General features: G+C 60.4%; 18 protein-coding genes and 1 pseudogene. 8 read left to right on the forward strand and 11 right to left on the reverse strand.

From position 1 onward, the window contains the following. The first annotated feature begins 23 nt into the window (after positions 1 to 23). The 8 genes from AC1D2P_RS03400 to AC1D2P_RS03435 all read left to right on the forward strand — a co-directional run bounded on the left by AC1D2P_RS03400 (position 24) and on the right by AC1D2P_RS03435 (position 9965). Positions 24 to 941: an alpha/beta hydrolase gene (locus AC1D2P_RS03400; protein WP_109785360.1), complete on the forward strand. Its 918-nt coding sequence runs from the start codon at positions 24 to 26 to the stop codon at positions 939 to 941. 105 nt (positions 942 to 1046) lie between these two features. After that, complete coding sequence (gene pip, locus AC1D2P_RS03405) at positions 1047 to 2018, forward strand: prolyl aminopeptidase (protein ID WP_046031201.1); 972 nt, start codon at positions 1047 to 1049, stop codon at positions 2016 to 2018. Continuing rightward, entirely contained in the window at positions 2015 to 2452 is a 438-nt protein-coding gene (gene dtd / locus AC1D2P_RS03410) for a D-aminoacyl-tRNA deacylase (RefSeq protein WP_034148582.1), read from the forward strand. Before pip ends, dtd begins: the two co-directional genes overlap by 4 nt. A gap of 321 nt (positions 2453 to 2773) precedes the next feature. After that, positions 2774 to 4588, forward strand: a complete 1815-nt coding sequence (locus AC1D2P_RS03415) for a glucan biosynthesis protein G (RefSeq protein ID WP_077432304.1) — start codon at positions 2774 to 2776, stop codon at positions 4586 to 4588. Next, a complete protein-coding gene (mdoH, locus tag AC1D2P_RS03420; protein WP_077432305.1) occupies positions 4581 to 7151 on the forward strand; it encodes a glucans biosynthesis glucosyltransferase MdoH in 2571 nt (856 codons plus the stop codon). The genes AC1D2P_RS03415 and mdoH overlap by 8 nt, the downstream gene beginning before the upstream one ends. 190 nt (positions 7152 to 7341) lie before the next feature. Beyond that, on the forward strand, positions 7342 to 8139 hold the full coding sequence (locus AC1D2P_RS03425) for a transporter substrate-binding domain-containing protein (RefSeq protein WP_109785528.1): 798 nt from the start codon (positions 7342 to 7344) through the stop codon (positions 8137 to 8139). A 139-nt stretch (positions 8140 to 8278) separates the two neighbouring features. After that, positions 8279 to 9238 carry an amino acid ABC transporter permease gene (locus AC1D2P_RS03430; protein ID WP_046031198.1) on the forward strand — a complete coding sequence of 320 codons (960 nt, stop codon included), beginning with the start codon at positions 8279 to 8281 and terminating at the stop codon, positions 9236 to 9238. Beyond that, the gene (locus AC1D2P_RS03435) at positions 9231 to 9965 is read left to right on the forward strand and encodes an amino acid ABC transporter ATP-binding protein (protein WP_046031197.1); all 735 of its coding nucleotides are present in this window, start codon (positions 9231 to 9233) and stop codon (positions 9963 to 9965) included. Before AC1D2P_RS03430 ends, AC1D2P_RS03435 begins: the two co-directional genes overlap by 8 nt. Positions 9966 to 10122: 157 nt before the next feature. On the opposite strand, the gene AC1D2P_RS03440 is transcribed toward AC1D2P_RS03435, so the two are convergent. From AC1D2P_RS03440 to ubiE, 11 genes and pseudogenes are all read right to left on the reverse strand, one after another. After that, positions 10123 to 10995, reverse strand: a complete 873-nt coding sequence (locus tag AC1D2P_RS03440) for a methyl-accepting chemotaxis protein (protein ID WP_371916745.1) — start codon at positions 10993 to 10995, stop codon at positions 10123 to 10125. Beyond that, a pseudogene (locus tag AC1D2P_RS03445) lies at positions 10981 to 12039 on the reverse strand (methyl-accepting chemotaxis protein); the annotation flags it as partial. The gene AC1D2P_RS03440 and the pseudogene AC1D2P_RS03445, both read right to left, overlap by 15 nt. Before the next feature lie 247 nt (positions 12040 to 12286). Then, positions 12287 to 12994: a 16S rRNA (uracil(1498)-N(3))-methyltransferase gene (locus AC1D2P_RS03450; RefSeq protein ID WP_109785362.1), complete on the reverse strand. Its 708-nt coding sequence runs from the start codon at positions 12992 to 12994 to the stop codon at positions 12287 to 12289. Next, on the reverse strand, positions 12991 to 13785 hold the full coding sequence (tatC, locus tag AC1D2P_RS03455; protein ID WP_477811309.1) for a twin-arginine translocase subunit TatC: 795 nt from the start codon (positions 13783 to 13785) through the stop codon (positions 12991 to 12993). Before tatC ends, AC1D2P_RS03450 begins: the two co-directional genes overlap by 4 nt. Further along, positions 13782 to 14240, reverse strand: coding sequence for a Sec-independent protein translocase protein TatB (tatB, locus tag AC1D2P_RS03460; protein WP_109785364.1), 459 nt, complete (start codon positions 14238 to 14240; stop codon positions 13782 to 13784). The genes tatC and tatB overlap by 4 nt, the downstream gene beginning before the upstream one ends. A gap of 10 nt (positions 14241 to 14250) precedes the next feature. Beyond that, positions 14251 to 14523: a twin-arginine translocase TatA/TatE family subunit gene (locus tag AC1D2P_RS03465; RefSeq protein ID WP_008005062.1), complete on the reverse strand. Its 273-nt coding sequence runs from the start codon at positions 14521 to 14523 to the stop codon at positions 14251 to 14253. A 25-nt stretch (positions 14524 to 14548) separates the two neighbouring features. Then, positions 14549 to 14881 carry a phosphoribosyl-ATP diphosphatase gene (locus AC1D2P_RS03470; RefSeq protein ID WP_003220849.1) on the reverse strand — a complete coding sequence of 111 codons (333 nt, stop codon included), beginning with the start codon at positions 14879 to 14881 and terminating at the stop codon, positions 14549 to 14551. After that, positions 14874 to 15275 (reverse strand): phosphoribosyl-AMP cyclohydrolase, encoded by a 402-nt coding sequence (gene hisI, locus AC1D2P_RS03475; RefSeq protein ID WP_109785365.1) that lies wholly within the window; start codon positions 15273 to 15275, stop codon positions 14874 to 14876. The genes AC1D2P_RS03470 and hisI overlap by 8 nt, the downstream gene beginning before the upstream one ends. An 81-nt stretch (positions 15276 to 15356) precedes the next feature. After that, positions 15357 to 16961: a ubiquinone biosynthesis regulatory protein kinase UbiB gene (gene ubiB, locus AC1D2P_RS03480; protein WP_046031190.1), complete on the reverse strand. Its 1605-nt coding sequence runs from the start codon at positions 16959 to 16961 to the stop codon at positions 15357 to 15359. Beyond that, entirely contained in the window at positions 16958 to 17581 is a 624-nt protein-coding gene (locus tag AC1D2P_RS03485) for a ubiquinone biosynthesis accessory factor UbiJ (RefSeq protein WP_046031189.1), read from the reverse strand. The genes ubiB and AC1D2P_RS03485 overlap by 4 nt, the downstream gene beginning before the upstream one ends. After that, positions 17581 to 18351, reverse strand: coding sequence for a bifunctional demethylmenaquinone methyltransferase/2-methoxy-6-polyprenyl-1,4-benzoquinol methylase UbiE (gene ubiE, locus AC1D2P_RS03490; protein ID WP_007948968.1), 771 nt, complete (start codon positions 18349 to 18351; stop codon positions 17581 to 17583). The genes AC1D2P_RS03485 and ubiE overlap by 1 nt, the downstream gene beginning before the upstream one ends. Positions 18352 to 18421: the final 70 nt, after the last annotated feature.

Consider the following 18421-nt stretch of genomic DNA (forward strand, 5'->3'; position numbering starts at 1 on the left):
CTGAACGGACTGGCACCAGGCTCATGGCTCCTTACCCGCTTTCCGAACAGATGACGGCATTCGTCGAGACAACCGTCAGCTTCAACAGCACCGACAGCAGCCTCGAGGGTTTGCGTCGGGCCTACAGCGAGATGTGCCGGGCGTTTACTCCGCCACGTCCTGAAGGGCTTTATGTGCTTGATGTCGAGCTGGCGGGCGTGGCGATCAGGTCCTACCAGCCGCACGCCTCATCGTCGTCCGAGGCTTGCCCGTGCATTGTGTATCTGCACGGTGGTGGGTGGGTGGTGGGGGATCTGGATTCCCACGACTTCATCTGCGCCGAGCTCGCATCAACCCTCGGTGTATTGGTCATCGCGGTTGATTACCGCCTGGCGCCGGAGCATCCGTTTCCGGCGGCGTTCGATGATTGCATCAAGGTCTGGCGGGCGTTGCGTACGGGGCCATTCCGGCTTGATCCTGCGCGGACGCTGGTGATGGGGGACAGCGCGGGCGGCAACCTGGCCGCTGCATTATGTCTGGCGCTGCGGGATGCTCGCGAGCCATTGCCTGCTGCGCAGATTCTGGTCTATCCGGGACTGGGTGGCGGTGATCAGTTGCCATCGCGCGGCGAATGCATCGACGCGCCGTTGCTCAGCAGCAGCGATGTGGATTGTTATCACGCGCTGTACCTGCATGGCACCCGACATCCGGGGGCCTATGCCATGCCACTGCTCGCCGGACACTTCAGTGGTCTACCACCGGCATTGATCGCCGTTGCGCAGTTCGATCCGCTGCGCGATGACGGCGTGCTCTACGCCGAGCAACTGGAAGCCGCCGGTGTGGACACCACGCTGTACTACGGCGAGGGGCTGGTTCATGGTTGTTTGCGCGCGCGCGCTCAAGTCGCCGAGGTCGATGCGCTCTATGAAACACTGCTCGGGTTTTTGGCTGACAAGTTGTGACGCTGCACGGGGCATGCTCATTGACGTAATTCGGGTTTATGATGCCGGACGGCAGAATAATAGAAGTCCCCCCAGGGATGACCTCGACCCCTTACGGAGCGCGCAATGCAGACTTTGTACCCGCAGATCAAACCCCACGCCCGGCACGATCTGGCCGTCGATGACACCCACACCCTCTACGTCGACGAAAGCGGTTCACCGGAAGGTTTACCGGTGGTGTTTATCCACGGCGGCCCCGGTGCCGGGTGTGATGCCCAAAGCCGTCGGTATTTCGATCCAAACCTGTATCGCATCGTTACCTTTGACCAGCGCGGCTGCGGTCGCTCCACCCCCCACGCCAGCCTCGAAAACAACACCACCTGGGATCTGGTCGCCGACCTTGAGCGAATTCGCCAGCATCTGGGCATCGACAAGTGGGTGCTGTTTGGCGGCTCCTGGGGGTCGACCCTGGCGTTGGCCTACGCGCAAACCCACCCAGAGCGTGTACACGGTCTGATCCTGCGCGGGATTTTTCTCTGCCGCCCACAGGAAATCGAGTGGTTCTACCAGGCGGGCGCCAGCCGTCTGTTCCCGGACTACTGGCAGGACTACGTTGCGCCGATCCCGATGGACGAGCGCGACGATTTGCTCAGCGCTTTCCACAAGCGCCTGACCGGCAATGACCAGATTGCCCAGATGCACGCGGCCAAGGCCTGGTCCCTCTGGGAAGGCCGGACCGCCACCCTGCGTCCGAACCCGCTGGTGGTCGATCGCTTCTCGGAGCCGCAGCGTGCATTGTCGATTGCTCGCATCGAATGTCATTACTTCACCAACAATGCGTTCCTTGAGCCTAACCAGTTGATTCGTGACATGGGCAAGATTGCCCATTTGCCCGGCGTGATCGTTCACGGTCGCTACGATGTGATCTGTCCGTTGGATAACGCTTGGGAATTGCACCAGAATTGGCCGAACAGTGAATTGCAGGTCATCCGGGACGCCGGCCATGCTGCCTCCGAACCGGGTATCACTGATGCGCTGGTGCGAGCCGCCAACCAGATGGCGCGCCGCTTGCTCGACCTGCCGCCTGAAGAAGCATGAAGGGTTTGCTCCAGCGCGTACGGGGTGCGCGAGTCGAGGTCGCGGGCGAGGTGGTGGGAGCGGTCGACCAGGGGTTGCTGGTGCTGGTCGCGGTTGAGCCCGAGGACACTCGGGCCAGCGCCGACAAACTTCTTAATAAGCTGCTTAACTATCGGGTGTTCAGCGACGCCGAGGGCAAGATGAATCTGTCCCTGGCGGATGTCGGCGGCGGGTTGCTGCTGGTCTCACAGTTCACCTTGGCTGCCGACACCAAAAGCGGGTTGCGCCCGAGTTTTTCGACCGCGGCGCCTCCGGCCTTGGGCGAGGAGCTTTTCGACTATCTATTAGGCAAAGCGAAACAGGTGCATGGCACAGTGGCATCAGGTAGATTCGGCGCGGATATGCAGGTGCACCTGGTCAACGATGGCCCGGTCACCTTCCTGTTACAGACCTGAAAGCGCTTGAAACAACTTTTTAAGGGCTTTTCGACTGAAAACAGGCGTTTTACGCGAGAAATACTTTGTTGCGCCTGATGCGTTGTAACGCGGCCTACTAGATAATCGCGCGCTACGGGGATCGGCGTTCGTTGGTCCATTTTGACTTAGGTAGAGACTTGTCCTGGACCGTTTGGGGAATCATTTAGCCCCATCGGAGTCGGAACAATGCTCGCCAACTTGGCAAGAGTGGTTTGCAAGATCGGTTTTTTCAGGCCGTTGATCGTGCAAATCCTTTAACTGGCCGTTGGTTTTTTGATCTGTTTTCGGCGAGGGTTGCTCGTGATTGTTAGTCCCTGTAATGCACCAAAATTGACTGCCAAACGGTTCCGAAGCGCTCTGGTAGCGGGCTCTGCACTGCTCTGCCTGTTCAGCGCCGGCCAGCTTTGGGCATTCAATCTGGATGACGTGTCGGTCAAGGCAAAAGAGTTGGCCGCGCAAAAATACGAAGCTCCGCGCAGTAACCTGCCGAACGAGTTCCGCGATATGAAATTCGCGGACTATCAGAAAATTCGTTTCCTGACCGAAAAAGCCGAATGGGCGGATCAGAAAACCCCGTTCAAGTTGTCGTTCTATCACCAGGGTATGCATTTCGATACGCCGGTGAAAATCAACGAAATCACAGCTAACTCCGTCGAAGAGATCAAGTACGACCCGACTCGTTTCGATTTTGGCGATGTGAAATTCGATCCWAAAGCCACCGAACAACTGGGTTATGCCGGTTTCCGGGTGCTGTACCCGATCAACAAGGCTGACAAGCAAGACGAAATCATGACCATGCTCGGCGCGAGCTACTTCCGCGTCGTCGGCAAGGGTCACGTCTATGGCTTGTCCGCGCGCGGCATGGCGATTGATACCGCATTGCCATCGGGCGAAGAGTTCCCGCGTTTCACCGAATTCTGGATTCAACAGCCGAAGCCGGGCGACAAGCACCTGGTGATTTTCGCCCTGCTGGATTCGCCGCGTGCCACCGGCGCCTATCGCCTGACCCTGCGTCCGGGCAGCGACACCATTGTCGACGTCAAGGCGCAGATGTTCCTGCGTGACAAGGTCGGCAAGCTGGGTATCGCTCCATTGACCAGCATGTATCTGTTCGGCGCCAACCAGCCATCGAAAGTGCTGAACTATCGTCGCGAATTGCACGATTCCAGCGGCCTGGCGATTCATGCCGGCAACGGCGAATGGATCTGGCGTCCATTGAACAACCCCAAGCACCTGTCGGTGAGCAACTTCTCGGTCGAGAACCCGCGTGGCTTCGGTCTGCTGCAGCGTGGCCGCGACTTCAGTCACTACGAAGACCTCGACGACCGCTACGACAAGCGCCCAAGCGCCTGGATCGAGCCGAAGGGTGACTGGGGTAAAGGTACCGTGGATCTGGTTGAGATTCCGACCGCCGACGAAACCAACGACAATATCGTTGCTTTCTGGAACCCGGAAAAACTGCCAGAACCTGGCCAGCCGCTCGATGTTGCCTATCGCCTGCACTGGACCATGGATGAATCCGCAATCCACGCCCCCGACAGCGCCTGGGTCAGCCAGACCCTGCGCTCCACCGGTGACGTTAAACAGTCCAACCTGATTCGTCAGCCGGACGGTAGCGTGGCTTATCTGGTGGACTTCGAAGGCCCGTCCCTGGCGGCATTGCCTCCGGAAGCGGACGTTCGCAGCCAGGTCAGCGTTGGCGACAATGCCGAACTGGTCGAAAACAGCGTGCGTTACAACCCTGAAACCAAGGGCTGGCGCCTGACGCTGCGCATGAAGATCAAGGACCCGGGCAAGGCCACCGAAATGCGTGCGGCCCTGGTCCAGAACATCGTGCCGGCTGACCTGGCCAAAACGTCGCTTCCAGCGTCGAATTCGTCTGTCGCCAAGGCCGACAAGGTTGCCGCCAAGCAACAAGAGAAAGCGGACAAGGAAGCCAAGCAAGCAGAAGCCAAGCAGGCTGATGCCAAGCCAGTTGCAGATGCCAAGGACAAGGCCAACAAAGACGCCAAGCAGCCTGTTGCTGCCGACGCGGCCCCAGCCACACCGGAATCGGCGCCGACTGAAGAAGTCCTGACCGAGACCTGGAGCTACCAGTTGCCTGCCGATGAGTAATTCTCAAGTACAGCCAGAGTCGCTTTCCGAGTATCTGGCGCATTTACCGATGACCGACGAGCAGCGCGCGGAACTTGCGGGCTGCCAGTCCTTCAGCGAGTTGCACCAGCGTCTGTCGTCCTCCACGTTCGACGCACCGACCGAAGCAGCTCAAGCTTCGGTAGGCCGCCGCTTGACTCTGAACACCGCTGAAGAGCTGGAAGAAGCGGAAATGCTGGCGGTCGACGCCAGTGGCCGGGTATGCCTCAAGGCCACCCCGCCGATCCGCCGGACCAAAGTTGTGCCGGAGCCTTGGCGCACCAACATTCTGGTGCGTGGCTGGCGGCGTCTGACCGGTCGCACCAATCCGCCGGCTCCGCCGAAAGATGAGCGCGTGTTGCCGGCTGCCCGCTGGCGGACCGTTGGTTCGATCCGTCGCTACATTCTGCTGGTGCTGATGCTCGGCCAGACCATCGTTGCCGGTTGGTACATGAAAGGCATCATGCCGTACCAGGGCTGGTCGTTCGTCGACCTCAACGAAGTGTTGCATCAACCGCTGCTGCAAACGGCCACGCAAGTGCTGCCGTATGCACTGCAAACCAGCATCCTGATTCTGTTCGGGATTCTGTTCTGCTGGGTATCGGCCGGTTTCTGGACCGCGCTGATGGGTTTCCTCGAGCTGCTCACCGGTCACGACAAATACCGCATTTCCGGCGCCAGCGCCGGCAATGAACCGATTCCGAAGGATGCGCGCACCGCACTGGTGATGCCGATCTGCAACGAAGACGTGCCACGGGTGTTTGCCGGTTTGCGCGCGACGTTCGAGTCGGTCGCGGCCACGGGTGACCTGGATCGCTTCGACTTCTTCGTCCTCAGCGACAGTAACGACGCCGACATTTGCGTCGCCGAGCAGCAAGCCTGGCTGGACGTTTGTCGCGAAGCCAAAGGCTTCGGCAAGATCTTCTATCGTCGCCGTCGCCGTCGCGTCAAACGCAAGAGCGGCAACCTTGACGACTTCTGCCGTCGCTGGGGCGGTGACTACAAGTACATGGTCGTGCTCGACGCTGACTCCGTCATGAGCGGCGAGTGCCTGACCAGTCTGGTGCGCTTGATGGAAGCCACGCCGGACGCCGGGATCATCCAGACCGCGCCGCGTGCGTCGGGCATGGACACCCTGTATGCGCGCATGCAGCAGTTTGCGACTCGCGTGTATGGCCCGTTGTTCACGGCTGGCCTGCACTTCTGGCAGTTGGGCGAATCCCACTACTGGGGTCACAACGCGATCATCCGCATGAAGCCGTTCATCGAGCACTGCGCCTTGGCGCCGTTGCCTGGTAAAGGGGCTTTCGCCGGTGCAATTCTGTCCCACGACTTCGTTGAAGCCGCGCTGATGCGCCGTGCTGGCTGGGGCGTGTGGATTGCCTACGATTTGCCGGGCAGTTACGAAGAGTTGCCACCGAACCTGCTGGACGAACTCAAGCGTGACCGTCGCTGGTGCCACGGTAACCTGATGAACTTCCGTCTGTTCCTGGTCAAAGGCATGCACCCGGTTCACCGGGCGGTATTCCTGACCGGTGTGATGTCTTATCTGTCGGCGCCGTTGTGGTTCTTCTTCCTCGTGCTGTCGACAGCGCTGCTGGCGGTCAACACGTTGATGGAGCCGCAGTACTTCATGGAGCCGCGACAGCTGTATCCGCTGTGGCCGCAATGGCATCCGGACAAGGCCGTGGCGCTGTTCTCCACGACCGTCGTGTTGCTGTTCCTGCCGAAGCTGCTGAGCATCATCCTGATCTGGGCCAAAGGCGCGAAAGAGTTCGGCGGCAAGTTCAAGGTGACCCTGTCGATGCTGCTGGAGATGTTGTTCTCCATGTTGCTGGCGCCGGTGCGGATGATTTTCCACACCCGTTTCGTTCTTGCGGCGTTCCTCGGCTGGGCGGCGACCTGGAACTCGCCACAACGTGACGACGACTCCACGCCGTGGAGCGAAGCGGTCAAGCGCCATGGTCCGCAAACCTTGCTGGGCTTCTTCTGGGCCTTGCTGGTGATCTGGCTGAACCCGAGCTTCCTGTGGTGGCTGGTGCCAATCGTGGGTTCGTTGATGCTGTCGATCCCGGTGTCCGTGATCTCCAGCCGTGTTGGCCTGGGCCTGAAGTCCCGTGACGAGAGCCTGTTCCTGATCCCTGAGGAATACAATCCGCCACAGGCGCTGCTGGCCACAGACCAGTACACCCACGAAAACCGTTATCACGCACTCAAAGACGGCTTCATCCGGTCAGTGGTCGACCCGCAGCAGAACGCCCTGGCGTGCTCGCTGGCGACGTCGCGTCACGGCCAGGCCGAGCCGATCGAGTGGCTGCGGATCGAGCGGGTGCGTCATGCATTGAAAGTCGGGCCTGACGGCCTGAACAACAATGAGCGCGTGCAACTGCTGAGCGACCCGGTGGCATTGGCTCGTCTGCATGAGCAGATCTGGAGTGAAGGTCACGCAGAGTGGTTGCAAGCCTGGCGTACATCGGTGAAATCCGATCCCCATGCGCCGCTGCTGCCGCTCAAGCCGCTGAGCGCACAGCCTCAGTTGGCATAACAAAAAACCCCGCTCATCAAGCGGGGTTTTTTTTGCCTGATCGTTTGCAAGCCCTTGTGCAAACGGACGAGTACGTTAGGATCCGTCCCCGAATTGGTGCGCCCGGATAATTTTTGTCCACATGGCTACGTTTCCTGAGGGAGACGGCCGTTTGCGCGCCTCACACCGCAATGGTTTTGGGGACATGATGATGAAGAAGTATCTCTCGATGCTGCTGGTCGGCGTCACGGCATTGGTTGCAGTCAGCACGGCGCAGGCCGGCGCCATTGATGACGCGGTCAAGCGCGGCACGCTGAAAGTCGGCATGGACCCGACCTACATGCCGTTCGAGATGACCAACAAGCGCGGCGAGATCATCGGTTTCGAAGTCGACATCCTCAAAGCCATGACCAAGGCCATGGGCGTGAAACTGGAGCTGGTGTCCACCGGCTACGACGGCATCATCCCGGCCCTGATGACCGACAAGTTCGACCTGATCGGCAGCGGCATGACGCTGACCCAAGAGCGCAACCTGCGCCTGAACTTCAGCGAACCGTTCATTGTGGTCGGTCAGACGCTGCTGATCCGCAAAGAGCTGGAAGGCACTATCAAGTCCTATAAAGACTTGAACACCGACGAGTACCGCATCACCTCCAAGCTCGGCACCACCGGCGAAATGGTCGCGAAAAAACTGATCTCCAAAGCCAAATACCACGGCTACGACAACGAGCAGGAAGCGGTGCTCGACGTGGTCAACGGCAAGGCGGATGCCTTCATCTACGACGCGCCTTACAACGTGGTGGCGGTGAACAAGGTCGGCGCCGGCAAGCTGGTGTTCCTCGATAAGCCGTTCACCTACGAACCGCTTGCCTTCGGTCTGAAGAAGGGTGACTACGACAGTATCAACTTCATCAACAACTTCCTGCACCAGATCCACGAAGACGGCACCTACGATCGCATCCATGACAAGTGGTTCAAAGACACCGCTTGGCAGAAAGACATGGAATAAGGCTTACCGCTGATCGTTCCCTCGCTCTGCGTGGGAACGCATCCTGTGACGCTCTGCGTCACGCTTGAGAAGGGACGCGGAGCGTCCCGGGCGGCATTCCCACGCAGAGCGTGGGAACGATCAAATTCCGGAACCCGTAATGAAACAAAAAAAATCCCAATGGCCCTGGCACGTATTAACCGTGCTGGTGCTGATCGGCCTGGCTGGTGCGTTGTACTACGCCACCTCGCTGATGTCCTACGAATGGCGCTGGAATCGCGTGCCGCAATACTTCGCCTACCACGCCGAAGAATCCCAGCGCGCCACTGATATCTCCACTGTCAGCGAACTGGTGCGCAAAGGCGATAAAGCTGAAGTCACGCTGCGCAACGACGCAGGCGATGAGCAACGCGTGACCGTCGACGACAACAGCCTGCAAGTCGCCCAAGGCGATGATGTGGCCGAAGGCGATGTGATTGGCGTGACCCGTCATTGGGCCGCCGGGCCGCTGCTTTGGGGGCTGTGGACAACTTTGTGGTTGTCGGTAGTGTCCGGTGTGCTCGGGCTGTTGATTGGTCTCGCCACGGGCCTGTGCCGGCTCTCGAACAACCCGACGCTGCGCGATCTCTCGACGATCTATGTCGAGCTGGTCCGTGGTACGCCGCTGCTGGTGCAGATCTTCATTTTCTACTTCTTCATCGGCACCGTGATGAACCTGTCCCGTGAATTCGCCGGGATCGCTGCACTGTCGTTGTTTACCGGGGCCTACGTCGCGGAAATCATCCGTTCCGGCGTGCAGTCCATCGCCCGGGGGCAAAACGAAGCGGCGCGCTCGTTGGGGCTGAGTGCTGGCCAGTCGATGCGCCACGTGGTGATGCCGCAAGCCTTGAAGCGCGTACTGCCGCCCTTGGCCGGGCAGTTCATCAGCCTGGTCAAGGACACGTCGCTGGTCTCGGTGATTGCGATTACCGAACTGCTCAAAAGTGGTCGTGAAGTTATTACCACCTCGTTTTCGCCGTTCGAAATCCTGTTCTGCGTGGCCGGGTTGTACCTGTTGATCAACCTGCCACTGTCGAAAATCGCCAGTCGGCTTGAACGGAGGCTCGCGCAAAGTGATTGAAGTCCGCGATCTGGTAAAAGTCTTCGACACCCGTGGCCAAGTGGTTCGCGCGGTGGATAACGTCACCACGCAAGTGGCCAAGGGCGAAGTGCTGGTGGTGATCGGTCCGTCCGGTTCCGGCAAGTCGACCTTCTTGCGCTGCCTCAACGGCCTGGAAGAATTCGATTCGGGTTCGGTGAGCATCGATGGCCTGCAACTGGCCGACCCGAAAACCGACGTGAATGCCTACCGCCGCGAAGTCGGCATGGTGTTCCAGCATTTCAACCTGTTCCCGCACATGACCGTGCTGGAAAACCTCTGCCTGGCGCAAAAAGTCGTGCGCAAGCGCGGCAAGAAGGAGCGCGAGGCCAAGGCCTTGGCGCTGCTGGAAAAAGTCGGGATCGCGCAGAAGGCCCACGAGTTTCCATCGCGCTTGTCCGGTGGCCAGCAGCAGCGTGTGGCGATTGCCCGCGCATTGGCCATGGAACCCAAGGTCATGCTGTTCGATGAACCGACGTCGGCCCTGGACCCGGAAATGGTCGGCGAAGTGCTGGATGTGATGAAGACCCTGGCCTTGGAGGGCATGACCATGGTCTGTGTCACCCACGAAATGGGTTTTGCGCGGGAAGTGGCGGATCGGGTGTTGTTCTTCGATCACGGCAAATTGCTGGAAGATGCTTCGCCGGCCGAATTCTTCGATGCGCCGAAGGATCCACGGGCGCAGGCGTTTTTGCGTCAGGTCCTCTGACGGCGGCGACCTTGCGATCGCCATCGCGGGCAAGCCCGCTCCCACAATGGATTGCGCTGTTCATGCTATTTGCGTAACACCGCTTATCCCTGTGGGAGCGGGCTTGCCCGCGATTGCATCACCTCGGTCCTGAGTGAACCGAGGTCAAAACACCCCCTCAAACCTTGAACTTGCCCACCAGCATCTGCAGATGCGTCCCCAGCCGTGCCAGCTCAATGCTGGAGGCCGCGGTCTCTTCGCTGGCGGCCGAGGTTTGTTCGGACACGTCGCGCACGTTAAGCACGCTGCGGTTGATCTCCTCGGCCACGGCGGTTTGCTGCTCGGCAGCGGCGGCAATCTGCTGGTTCATCGTCTGAATGGCCGACACGGTGCGGGTGATGCTTTCCAGTGAGCCGCCGGCGCGGCGGGTCAGTTCGACGCTGCTGTCGGTCAGGGTGCGGCTGTTGTCCATGATGGTCGCGACTTGCTGGGTGCCGGCTTGCAGGCCGACGATCAGCTCTTCGATTTCTTCGGTGGACTTCTGGGTGCGTTGCGCCAGGCTRCGAACTTCATCGGCCACCACCGCAAAACCCCGTCCGGCCTCACCGGCACGGGCAGCTTCGATGGCGGCGTTGAGGGCCAGCAGGTTGGTTTGCTGGGCCACGGATTTGATCACGTCGAGCACGCTGCCGATCTTGTCACTTTCGCGCTTGAGGTCGCCCATCGCGGCAGTGGAGTTGCCGACTTCGAGGGCCAGGCGTTCGATCTGGGCGATGGCTTCGCCGACCACTTTGTCACCTTCGCGGGCTTGCTGATCGGCGGCGACAGCGGCTTCGCTGGCTTCCTCGGCGTTGCGCGCCACTTCTTGCACGGTCGCGGTCATTTCGTTCATGGCGGTGGCCACCTGGTCGGTTTCGACCTTCTGGCTGTTGACCCCGGCACTGGTCTGCTCGGTGACGGCCGACAACTCTTCGGCGGCGCTGGCGATTTGCGTGACGCCGTCGCTGATGCCGCCGATCAGTTCGCGCAGGCCCAGAATCATGCTCTGCATGGCGCGCTGGAGCTGGCCGAGTTCGTCGCGACGTTTGGAGGTCAGGTTGTGAGTCAGGTCGCCTGCTGCGACGCGCTCAGCGACTTTCAGGGTCTGGCTCAGCGGGATAACGATCTGACGGGTGATCGCCCAAGCGGCAATCATGCCAAAGACCAGGGCCAGAGCCGTGGCCAGCAGCAGCATGTTCTTGGCGTGTGCGGCATCGGTATCGCGAACAATGGTTTGCGACACGGTGAGTTTTTTGCTGACGTCGAGCAGGATGTCACCTTGCGCAGCCATGGTTTTGAGCGCGGCAGCGCTGGCGACCTGTGAGTCGCGGTACTGGCTGACGGCGGCGCGGTAGGCCTTGAGCGAGTCGGTGGCCTGTTGCAGGTTGGCGATGTGCTGCTCCGGCAATTTGGACGGCAGGCTTTCGAGGTTTTTCAGGGCGTTGTCGATGGCATCCAGTGCTGGCTGTTCAGCTTCGGCCTTGCCGCTATAGGTGTAGCCGCGGACCTGGAAGCGCGCTTGCTGGATCAGTTTGCTCAGATCAATCACGCTATTGAAGTCGGCAACACTATCGCCCTGTAACAGGGACTTCTCGACTTCAGCGACGCGGGCCACGGCATTATCGGCCGTGGCGCCGAGTTTGCTGCGGGCGTCTTCGCGGTTGGCGCCTGCCTGAGTCATGGCGGCGAACGCTTGTTTGTACTGGCTGACGGCGGCCAGTTGCTGGTCGACCATCGCTGCATCAGCCGGTTGTTCGATCATTTTGCGGGCGCTTTGCAGGCCGGTATCGAGTTGCGCAAGCTTGTCGTTAACCGCCCCCGGGCCTTGTTCTCCGCGGCGCATCTCATAGTCCAGGCGGGCGATGCGCAGGTCTTTGGTCAGGTCATTGAGGCTGGCAATGAACCCAAGCTTGTCGCCGCGGCTCGTCACATCACTCAGGCCGGTCCAGCCGGTGACGGTGATCGATAGGGTAAGCAGCAGCACCAGGCCGAAACCGATTCCCAGTTTGCGATTGACGCTGACGTTTCCCAGATTCTCGGCTAGCCATTGGTACATGCTGCAACTCCCTGGACCACTGATTTTGGTTTTGTGGGAACTGTATCGGCAGGCGAAAGAGAATCTGTAGGGCGGAAAAGGACTTGCGACGATCACAGTCCCTGTAGCAGCTGGCGAAGCCTGCGTTCGGCTGCGAAGCAGTCGTGAAATCAGACACCGCGGTGTTTCAGGTAGTCCGAGTTGTCCGGATTGACGACTGCTTCGCAGCCGAACGCAGGCTTCGCCAGCTGCTACAAGGTAGTCGGGGTTAGAAGAGGCGGGCGAGCAGCGCGGTGACGGCGGTTTCGACACGCAGGATGCGCTCGCCGAGTTGCACCGGTTGCAGGCCGGCCTTGCCCAGCAGGTCGATCTCGTAGGGGATCCAGCCACCTTCGGGGCCGATGGCCAGCGTCACCGGTTCGTCTAGCCCACGGGGGCAGGGCGGGTAATTGCCGGGGTGGCCAACGAGGCCAAGGGTGCCCTCGGTGATTGCCGGCAAACGGTCCTCAACGAACGGCTTGAAGCGCTTTTCGATGACGATTTCCGGCAGCACACTGTCCCGGGCCTGTTCGAGGCCGAGGATCAGTTGCTCACGAATCGCTTCGGGCTCCAGAAACGGGGTTTGCCAGAAGCTCTTCTCGACGCGATAGCTGTTCACCAGGACGATGCGCGGCACACCCATGGCGGCCACGGTCTGAAACACCCTGCGCAGCATTTTCGGGCGTGGCAGGGCCAATACCAGGGTCAACGGCAGCTTGGTCGGGGGCGATTGGTCCAGCGTGACACGCAACTCGGCTTCATTGGCGTCCAGGCGCAGCACTTCGGCTGCCCCCATCAAACCGCCGATCCGTCCGACGCGCATGTTGTCACCGACTTCACAGCGGTGGACTTCCTGCATGTGCGTCAACCGGCGATCACGCAGGATCACCCGGTCGGCCGCAATGAAATCGGCTTCTTCGAGCAGCAGCAGGTTCACGGTTGGGTTGCTGGCGGCTGGTCGTTGTTGTCGTCAGCCGGTTGATCGTCCGGGTGCTCGCCGCGCTTGCTGACCAGGCTGCCAAACAGGATGCCGATCTCGAACAGCAGCCACATCGGAACTGCCAACAGCGTCTGCGAGAAGATGTCCGGCGGCGTCAGGATCATGYCGACCACGAAGCAGCCAATGACCACGTATGGGCGGATTTTCTTCAGGTATTTGACGTCGACCACGCCGATCCACACCAACAGCACCACGGCCACCGGGATTTCGAATGCCACGCCAAAGGCGAAGAACAGCGTCATGACGAAATCGAGGTAACTGGTGATGTCGGTCATCATTTCCACGCCGGCCGGGGTGGCGGCAGCGAAGAACTTGAAGATCAGCGGGAAGACCAGGTAATAGGCGAACGCCATGCCGGTGTAGAACAGCAGGATGCTGGACACCAGCAATGGCACGGCAATGCGCTTTTCATGCTTGTACAGGCCCGGTGCGATGAAGCCCCAGATCTGATGCAGGATCACCGGGATCGCCAGGAACAGCGAGACCATCATGGTCAGCTTCAGCGGCGTCAGGAACGGCGACGACACGTCGGTGGCAATCATCGTCGCGCCAGCAGGCAGGTACGCGCGCAGCGGCGTGGAGACGAAGGTGTAGATCTGCTGGGTGAAGGCAAACAACCCGGCGAAGATGATGAAAATCGCCGCTACGCAACGCAGCAGGCGGGTACGCAACTCGGTGAGGTGCGAAACCAGCGGCATGTGCTGGTCGTTTTCGGGGAGATCGCTCATGGGGCTCGCGGCGGCAGTGTGGGGTCATGAGGGGCCGGCGCTGTCGGCGCGACGGCATGAGCAACCGGTTCAACCGGCGTCGCTGGTGCAGCGGGCGCGGGTTGTGCGGTCGCTACAGCCGGTGCAGGCGCGGGTGTGGGTTCGAGGGCGGCGGCAGGGGCATGAATCGTCTGCTCTCCCACGTGCTCCACCGGCGTCGGCTCCTGCTGGGTCGGCGTGAAGATCTTCCGCGCCTCCTGTTCCAGCGACAGAATGTGCTCGTTGTGCAGTTGCCGACGAATTTCGTCGGCACCGATTTCACGCTCAACTTCCTGTTTGATTGCATTGAAACTGCGCTTCAAGCGCCCAACCCACAGGCCGGCGGTGCGCGCAGCACCCGGCAGGCGCTCAGGACCCAGCACGAGCAGGGCAACGAGGCCGACGAGCAGCAGTTCAGAGAAGCTGATACCAAACATTAGTCTGTGCTCACACGTCTTTGCGGATCGGCTCTTCGACTTTTTGCGCCTGCACATCGATGGTGTGCGGCTGGTTTACCGAGGCCTGTGGCTGCACCGGCGGTACTGGTTGAGACGGCGTGGCGGTCGGATCGGCCGGTTTTTCGTCGTCGTTCATGGCTTTCTTGAAGCCCTTGATCGACTCGCCAACGTCCGTGCCGAGGTTCTTCAGTTTCTTGGTGCCGAATACCAACACGACAACAACCAGGATGACGATCCAGTGTTTCCAGTCAAAAATGCCCATGTTGCAGCTCCTCTCTAATAGTTATTCAGGCGGACGGACGCGAGGCTTTCTCGACGTGTCCGGAGAGACCGAAACGACGGTCCAGTTCATCGAGTACAGCCTGTGGATGCTGCCCCAGTTGGGCGAGCATGACCATGCTGTGGAACCACAAATCGGCGGTCTCGTAGATCACATCGCTGCAGTCACCGCTGATGGCGGCATCCTTGGCGGCAATGATGGTCTCGACCGACTCTTCGCCGACTTTTTCCAGAATCTTGTTCAAGCCCTTGTGGTACAGGCTGGCGACATACGAGCTGTCGGCGGCGGCGCCTTTGCGCTCTTCCAGCACTTGGGCCAGACGGGTCAGAGTGTCACTCATGTGCGTGTCCTGCGGAATAGATGGCGTGCGGATCTTTCAGAACCGGGTCGACGGTTGTCCAGTCGCCGTTTTCGTATACGCGGTAGAAGCAGCTCTGGCGACCGGTGTGGCACGCGATGTCGCCGATCTGCTCGACCATCAGGATGATCACGTCGGCGTCACAGTCCAGACGCATCTCGTGCAGGGTTTGTACGTGGCCGGACTCTTCGCCCTTGCGCCACAGCTTGCCACGCGAGCGCGACCAGTAGATGGCGCGGTTCTCGGCAGCGGTCAGTTCCAGCGCTTCGCGGTTCATCCAGGCCATCATCAGGACGCGCCCGGTCTTGTGATCCTGGGCAATCGCGGGCACCAGGCCGTCGGCGTCCCACTTGATCTCGTCCAGCCAGTTTTTCATCTTCGACTCCGACAGCGGGCTCCACACTTCAATAGTCAAGCCCAGGCGTTGAAACAGTGTGCCAGTGCGTAACACAACTGGCTATCGGCGAACGACCAGATACAAACCGACGGCCATCATGATTCCCGCCGGCCAGTAGGCCAACTGGTTCAGTGGCCCGCCAGCGGCGAGTATCGCGCCACCGGCCAGATGGGCCGTACCGAGCAACCGCAGGAACCAGTCGTCGCGGCGTCGATGCCACGGTGGCGGCGGGTCGTACGCGTGGGGTTGAGACATGCGCTCCAGCAGGTCGCGGGCCATATTGGCCAGGTGCGGCAGCTGTTCAAACTGGCTCTGCACGTTGCCGAGCAAGGCTTTGGGGCTGACGCGCTCGCGCATCCAGCGCTCGAGGAACGGCTGCGCGGTGTTCCACAGATCGAGGTCCGGGTACAACTGGCGGCCCAGGCCTTCGATGTTCAACAGGGTCTTTTGCAGCAGAACGAGTTGCGGCTGCACTTCCATGTTGAAGCGTCGGGCGGTCTGGAACAGGCGCATCAACACCTGACCGAAGGAAATATCCTTTAACGGTTTTTCGAAAATCGGCTCGCACACCGTACGGATCGCYGCTTCGAATTCGTTGAGTTTGGTTTCCGCCGGCACCCAGCCCGAATCGATGTGCAACTGCGCCACGCGCCGGTAATCACGCTTGAAGAAGGCGAACAGGTTGCGCGCCAGGTAATCCTGGTCTTCCGGGGTCAGGCTGCCGACGATGCCGCAGTCGATCGCGATGTATTGCGGGCTCCACGGGTTCACGGTGCTGACGAAGATGTTGCCGGGGTGCATGTCGGCATGGAAGAAACTGTCGCGGAACACTTGCGTGAAGAAGATCTCCACACCGCGTTCGGCGAGCATTTTCATGTCGGTACGCTGGTCGGCCAGGGTCGTCAGGTCGGTGACCTGGATGCCGTAGATGCGCTCCATCACCAACACTTTCGGCCGGCACCAGTCCCAATAGACTTGCGGCACGTACAGCAGCGGCGAGCCTTCGAAGTTGCGCTTCAACTGGCTGGCGTTCGCCGCCTCGCGCAGCAGATCGAGTTCGTCGTAGATGGTTTTTTCGTAGTCCTGGACCACGTCCACCGGGTGCAGCAAACGCGCGTCGGCCGAGAGCTTTTCAGCGGCGCGGGCGAGAATGAACAGCCACGCCAGATCCTGGGCGATGACCGGTTTGAGGCCCGGGCGAATTACCTTGACCACCACTTCTTCGCCGGTTTTCAACTGCGCGGCATGCACCTGCGCCACCGAGGCGGAAGCCAGTGGCTCGACATCGAAGCGGCTGAACACTTCACTGATCTTTTTGCCGAGCTGTTCTTCGATCAGTTTGACCGACACTTGCGAGTCGAACGGCGGCACGCGGTCCTGCAGCTTCATCAGCTCATCGGCGATGTCTTCCGGCAGCAGGTCACGGCGGGTGGACAGAATCTGCCCGAACTTGATGAAAATCGGCCCGAGGTCCTGCAGCGCCAGGCGCAATCGCGCGCCGCGGCTCAAGTCCAGCGTCTTGCGCGGGAACCAGCGCCATGGCAACGCGTAACGCAGCGCCAGCAGGAACCAGGGCAGCGGCAGGGCGAACAGCAGGTCATCGAGACGGTAACGAATCACAACGCGCTGGATGCGCAACAAACGGCGGACGGCAAGCAGCTTCATGCGTTATCGCTTGGGTCGAGGGATCGGGAAAGGCGCTCGAAGCGCGCCTCGAGACGTTCCAGATCGAGTTTGATCTGGTCCAGTTCACTGAAACGGGCTTCGGCTTCGCGCTGACCGACGAGGGTTCGCGATTCTTCAGCCAGGTATTCGCCCAGGTTTTGCCCCAGGCTGATGAACCCTTGCTGATACCAGCGAGCGCGACTGCGCAGGTGACCACCGATCAGTTGCGTCGCCACCGGGCCGAGCCAGCGCGAGAGTTCATACTCCCAATCCAGCTCGAGGTCCTGAAGGATCGCCGCCAGTTCCAGCAGCACGCCGCTGTCTCCGTCGAGTTCGACTTCAGGGCCATGCAGGACCGAGGTCTTGTCCTTGCTCATCGCCAGTTTCAGCAGGCTTGAGGCCGGTGCACGCAAGGTGCAATCAACGCCGGTTTCCCAGTGGGAAGCGAGCATCAGGCCTTCGTCGCTGGGCAGGATGAACAGCTGCAATGCCGGGCTGCGGCAATCGATGGCTATCACCCGGCCGCTCAAATGCGCCAGCCGTGGCAGCGCCGTGCTGTCGAGACGCAGCACCCGGTTCAGGCCGAGTTCAACGCTGGCGAGCAGGCCGGCCAGCAACATCAGGGTTTGATGCCGCGGTGCAGGGCGACGATGCCTGCGGTCATGTTGTGGTAGGTCACGCGGTCGAAACCGGCCTCGACCATCATCGATTTCAGGGTTTCCTGATTCGGGTGCATGCGGATCGATTCGGCCAGGTAGCGATAGCTTTCCGAGTCGTTGGTGATCAGCTTGCCCATCAACGGCATGAAGGCGAACGAGTAAGCATCGTAGGCTTTGGACATCAGCGCGTTGGTCGGTTTGGAGAACTCCAGCACCAACAGGCGACCGCCAGGCTTGAGTACGCGCAGCATCGAACGCAGGGCGTCTTCTTTGTGCGTCACGTTGCGCAGGCCGAAGGCGATGGTCACGCAGTCGAAGTGATTGTCCGGGAACGGCAGTTTTTCAGCGTCGGCCTGAACGAATTCGACGTTGCCGGCGACACCGAGGTCCAGCAGGCGATCACGTCCGACCTTGAGCATCGATTCGTTGATGTCGGCCAGCACGACCTGGCCCGTCGGGCCAACGAGGTGCGAGAATTTTTTGGTCAGGTCGCCTGTGCCGCCGGCGATGTCCAACACGCGATTACCGGTGCGCACGCCCGAAAGCTCGATTGCGAAACGCTTCCACAAGCGGTGCATGCCGCCCGACAGGAGGTCGTTCATCAAGTCGTACTTGGCGGCTACCGAATGGAAAACCTCAGCGACTTTTTCCGCTTTTTGGCTTTCCGGAACGTTTTTGAAACCGAAGTGCGTGGTGGGTTCGGCATCGCTGCCTTTGCGCTGATCAGTCATATCGCTGTCACCAGAAGAGAATGCGGGACATTCTAATCCCCAAGGGATGCTTTGTCTTGGCAAGGCTGAA

Source organism: Pseudomonas sp. P1_F1_2, assembly GCF_056405815.1.

Excerpts from the sequence above, each read along its gene's own strand:
- mdoH (WP_077432305.1), top strand. The coding sequence starts at position 4,581 with ATGAGTAATTCTCAAGTACAGCCAGAGTCGCTTTCCGAGTATCTGGCG.
- AC1D2P_RS03430 (WP_046031198.1), top strand. The coding sequence starts at position 8,279 with ATGAAACAAAAAAAATCCCAATGGCCCTGGCACGTATTAACCGTGCTG.
- ubiE (WP_007948968.1), bottom strand. The coding sequence starts at position 18,351 with ATGACTGATCAGCGCAAAGGCAGCGATGCCGAACCCACCACGCACTTC.
- AC1D2P_RS03425 (WP_109785528.1), top strand. The coding sequence starts at position 7,342 with ATGAAGAAGTATCTCTCGATGCTGCTGGTCGGCGTCACGGCATTGGTT.
- AC1D2P_RS03485 (WP_046031189.1), bottom strand. The coding sequence starts at position 17,581 with ATGTTGCTGGCCGGCCTGCTCGCCAGCGTTGAACTCGGCCTGAACCGG.
- AC1D2P_RS03400 (WP_109785360.1), top strand. The coding sequence starts at position 24 with ATGGCTCCTTACCCGCTTTCCGAACAGATGACGGCATTCGTCGAGACA.
- tatB (WP_109785364.1), bottom strand. The coding sequence starts at position 14,240 with ATGTTTGGTATCAGCTTCTCTGAACTGCTGCTCGTCGGCCTCGTTGCC.
- AC1D2P_RS03470 (WP_003220849.1), bottom strand. The coding sequence starts at position 14,881 with ATGAGTGACACTCTGACCCGTCTGGCCCAAGTGCTGGAAGAGCGCAAA.
- AC1D2P_RS03465 (WP_008005062.1), bottom strand. The coding sequence starts at position 14,523 with ATGGGCATTTTTGACTGGAAACACTGGATCGTCATCCTGGTTGTTGTC.
- pip (WP_046031201.1), top strand. The coding sequence starts at position 1,047 with ATGCAGACTTTGTACCCGCAGATCAAACCCCACGCCCGGCACGATCTG.
- hisI (WP_109785365.1), bottom strand. The coding sequence starts at position 15,275 with ATGAAAAACTGGCTGGACGAGATCAAGTGGGACGCCGACGGCCTGGTG.
- dtd (WP_034148582.1), top strand. The coding sequence starts at position 2,015 with ATGAAGGGTTTGCTCCAGCGCGTACGGGGTGCGCGAGTCGAGGTCGCG.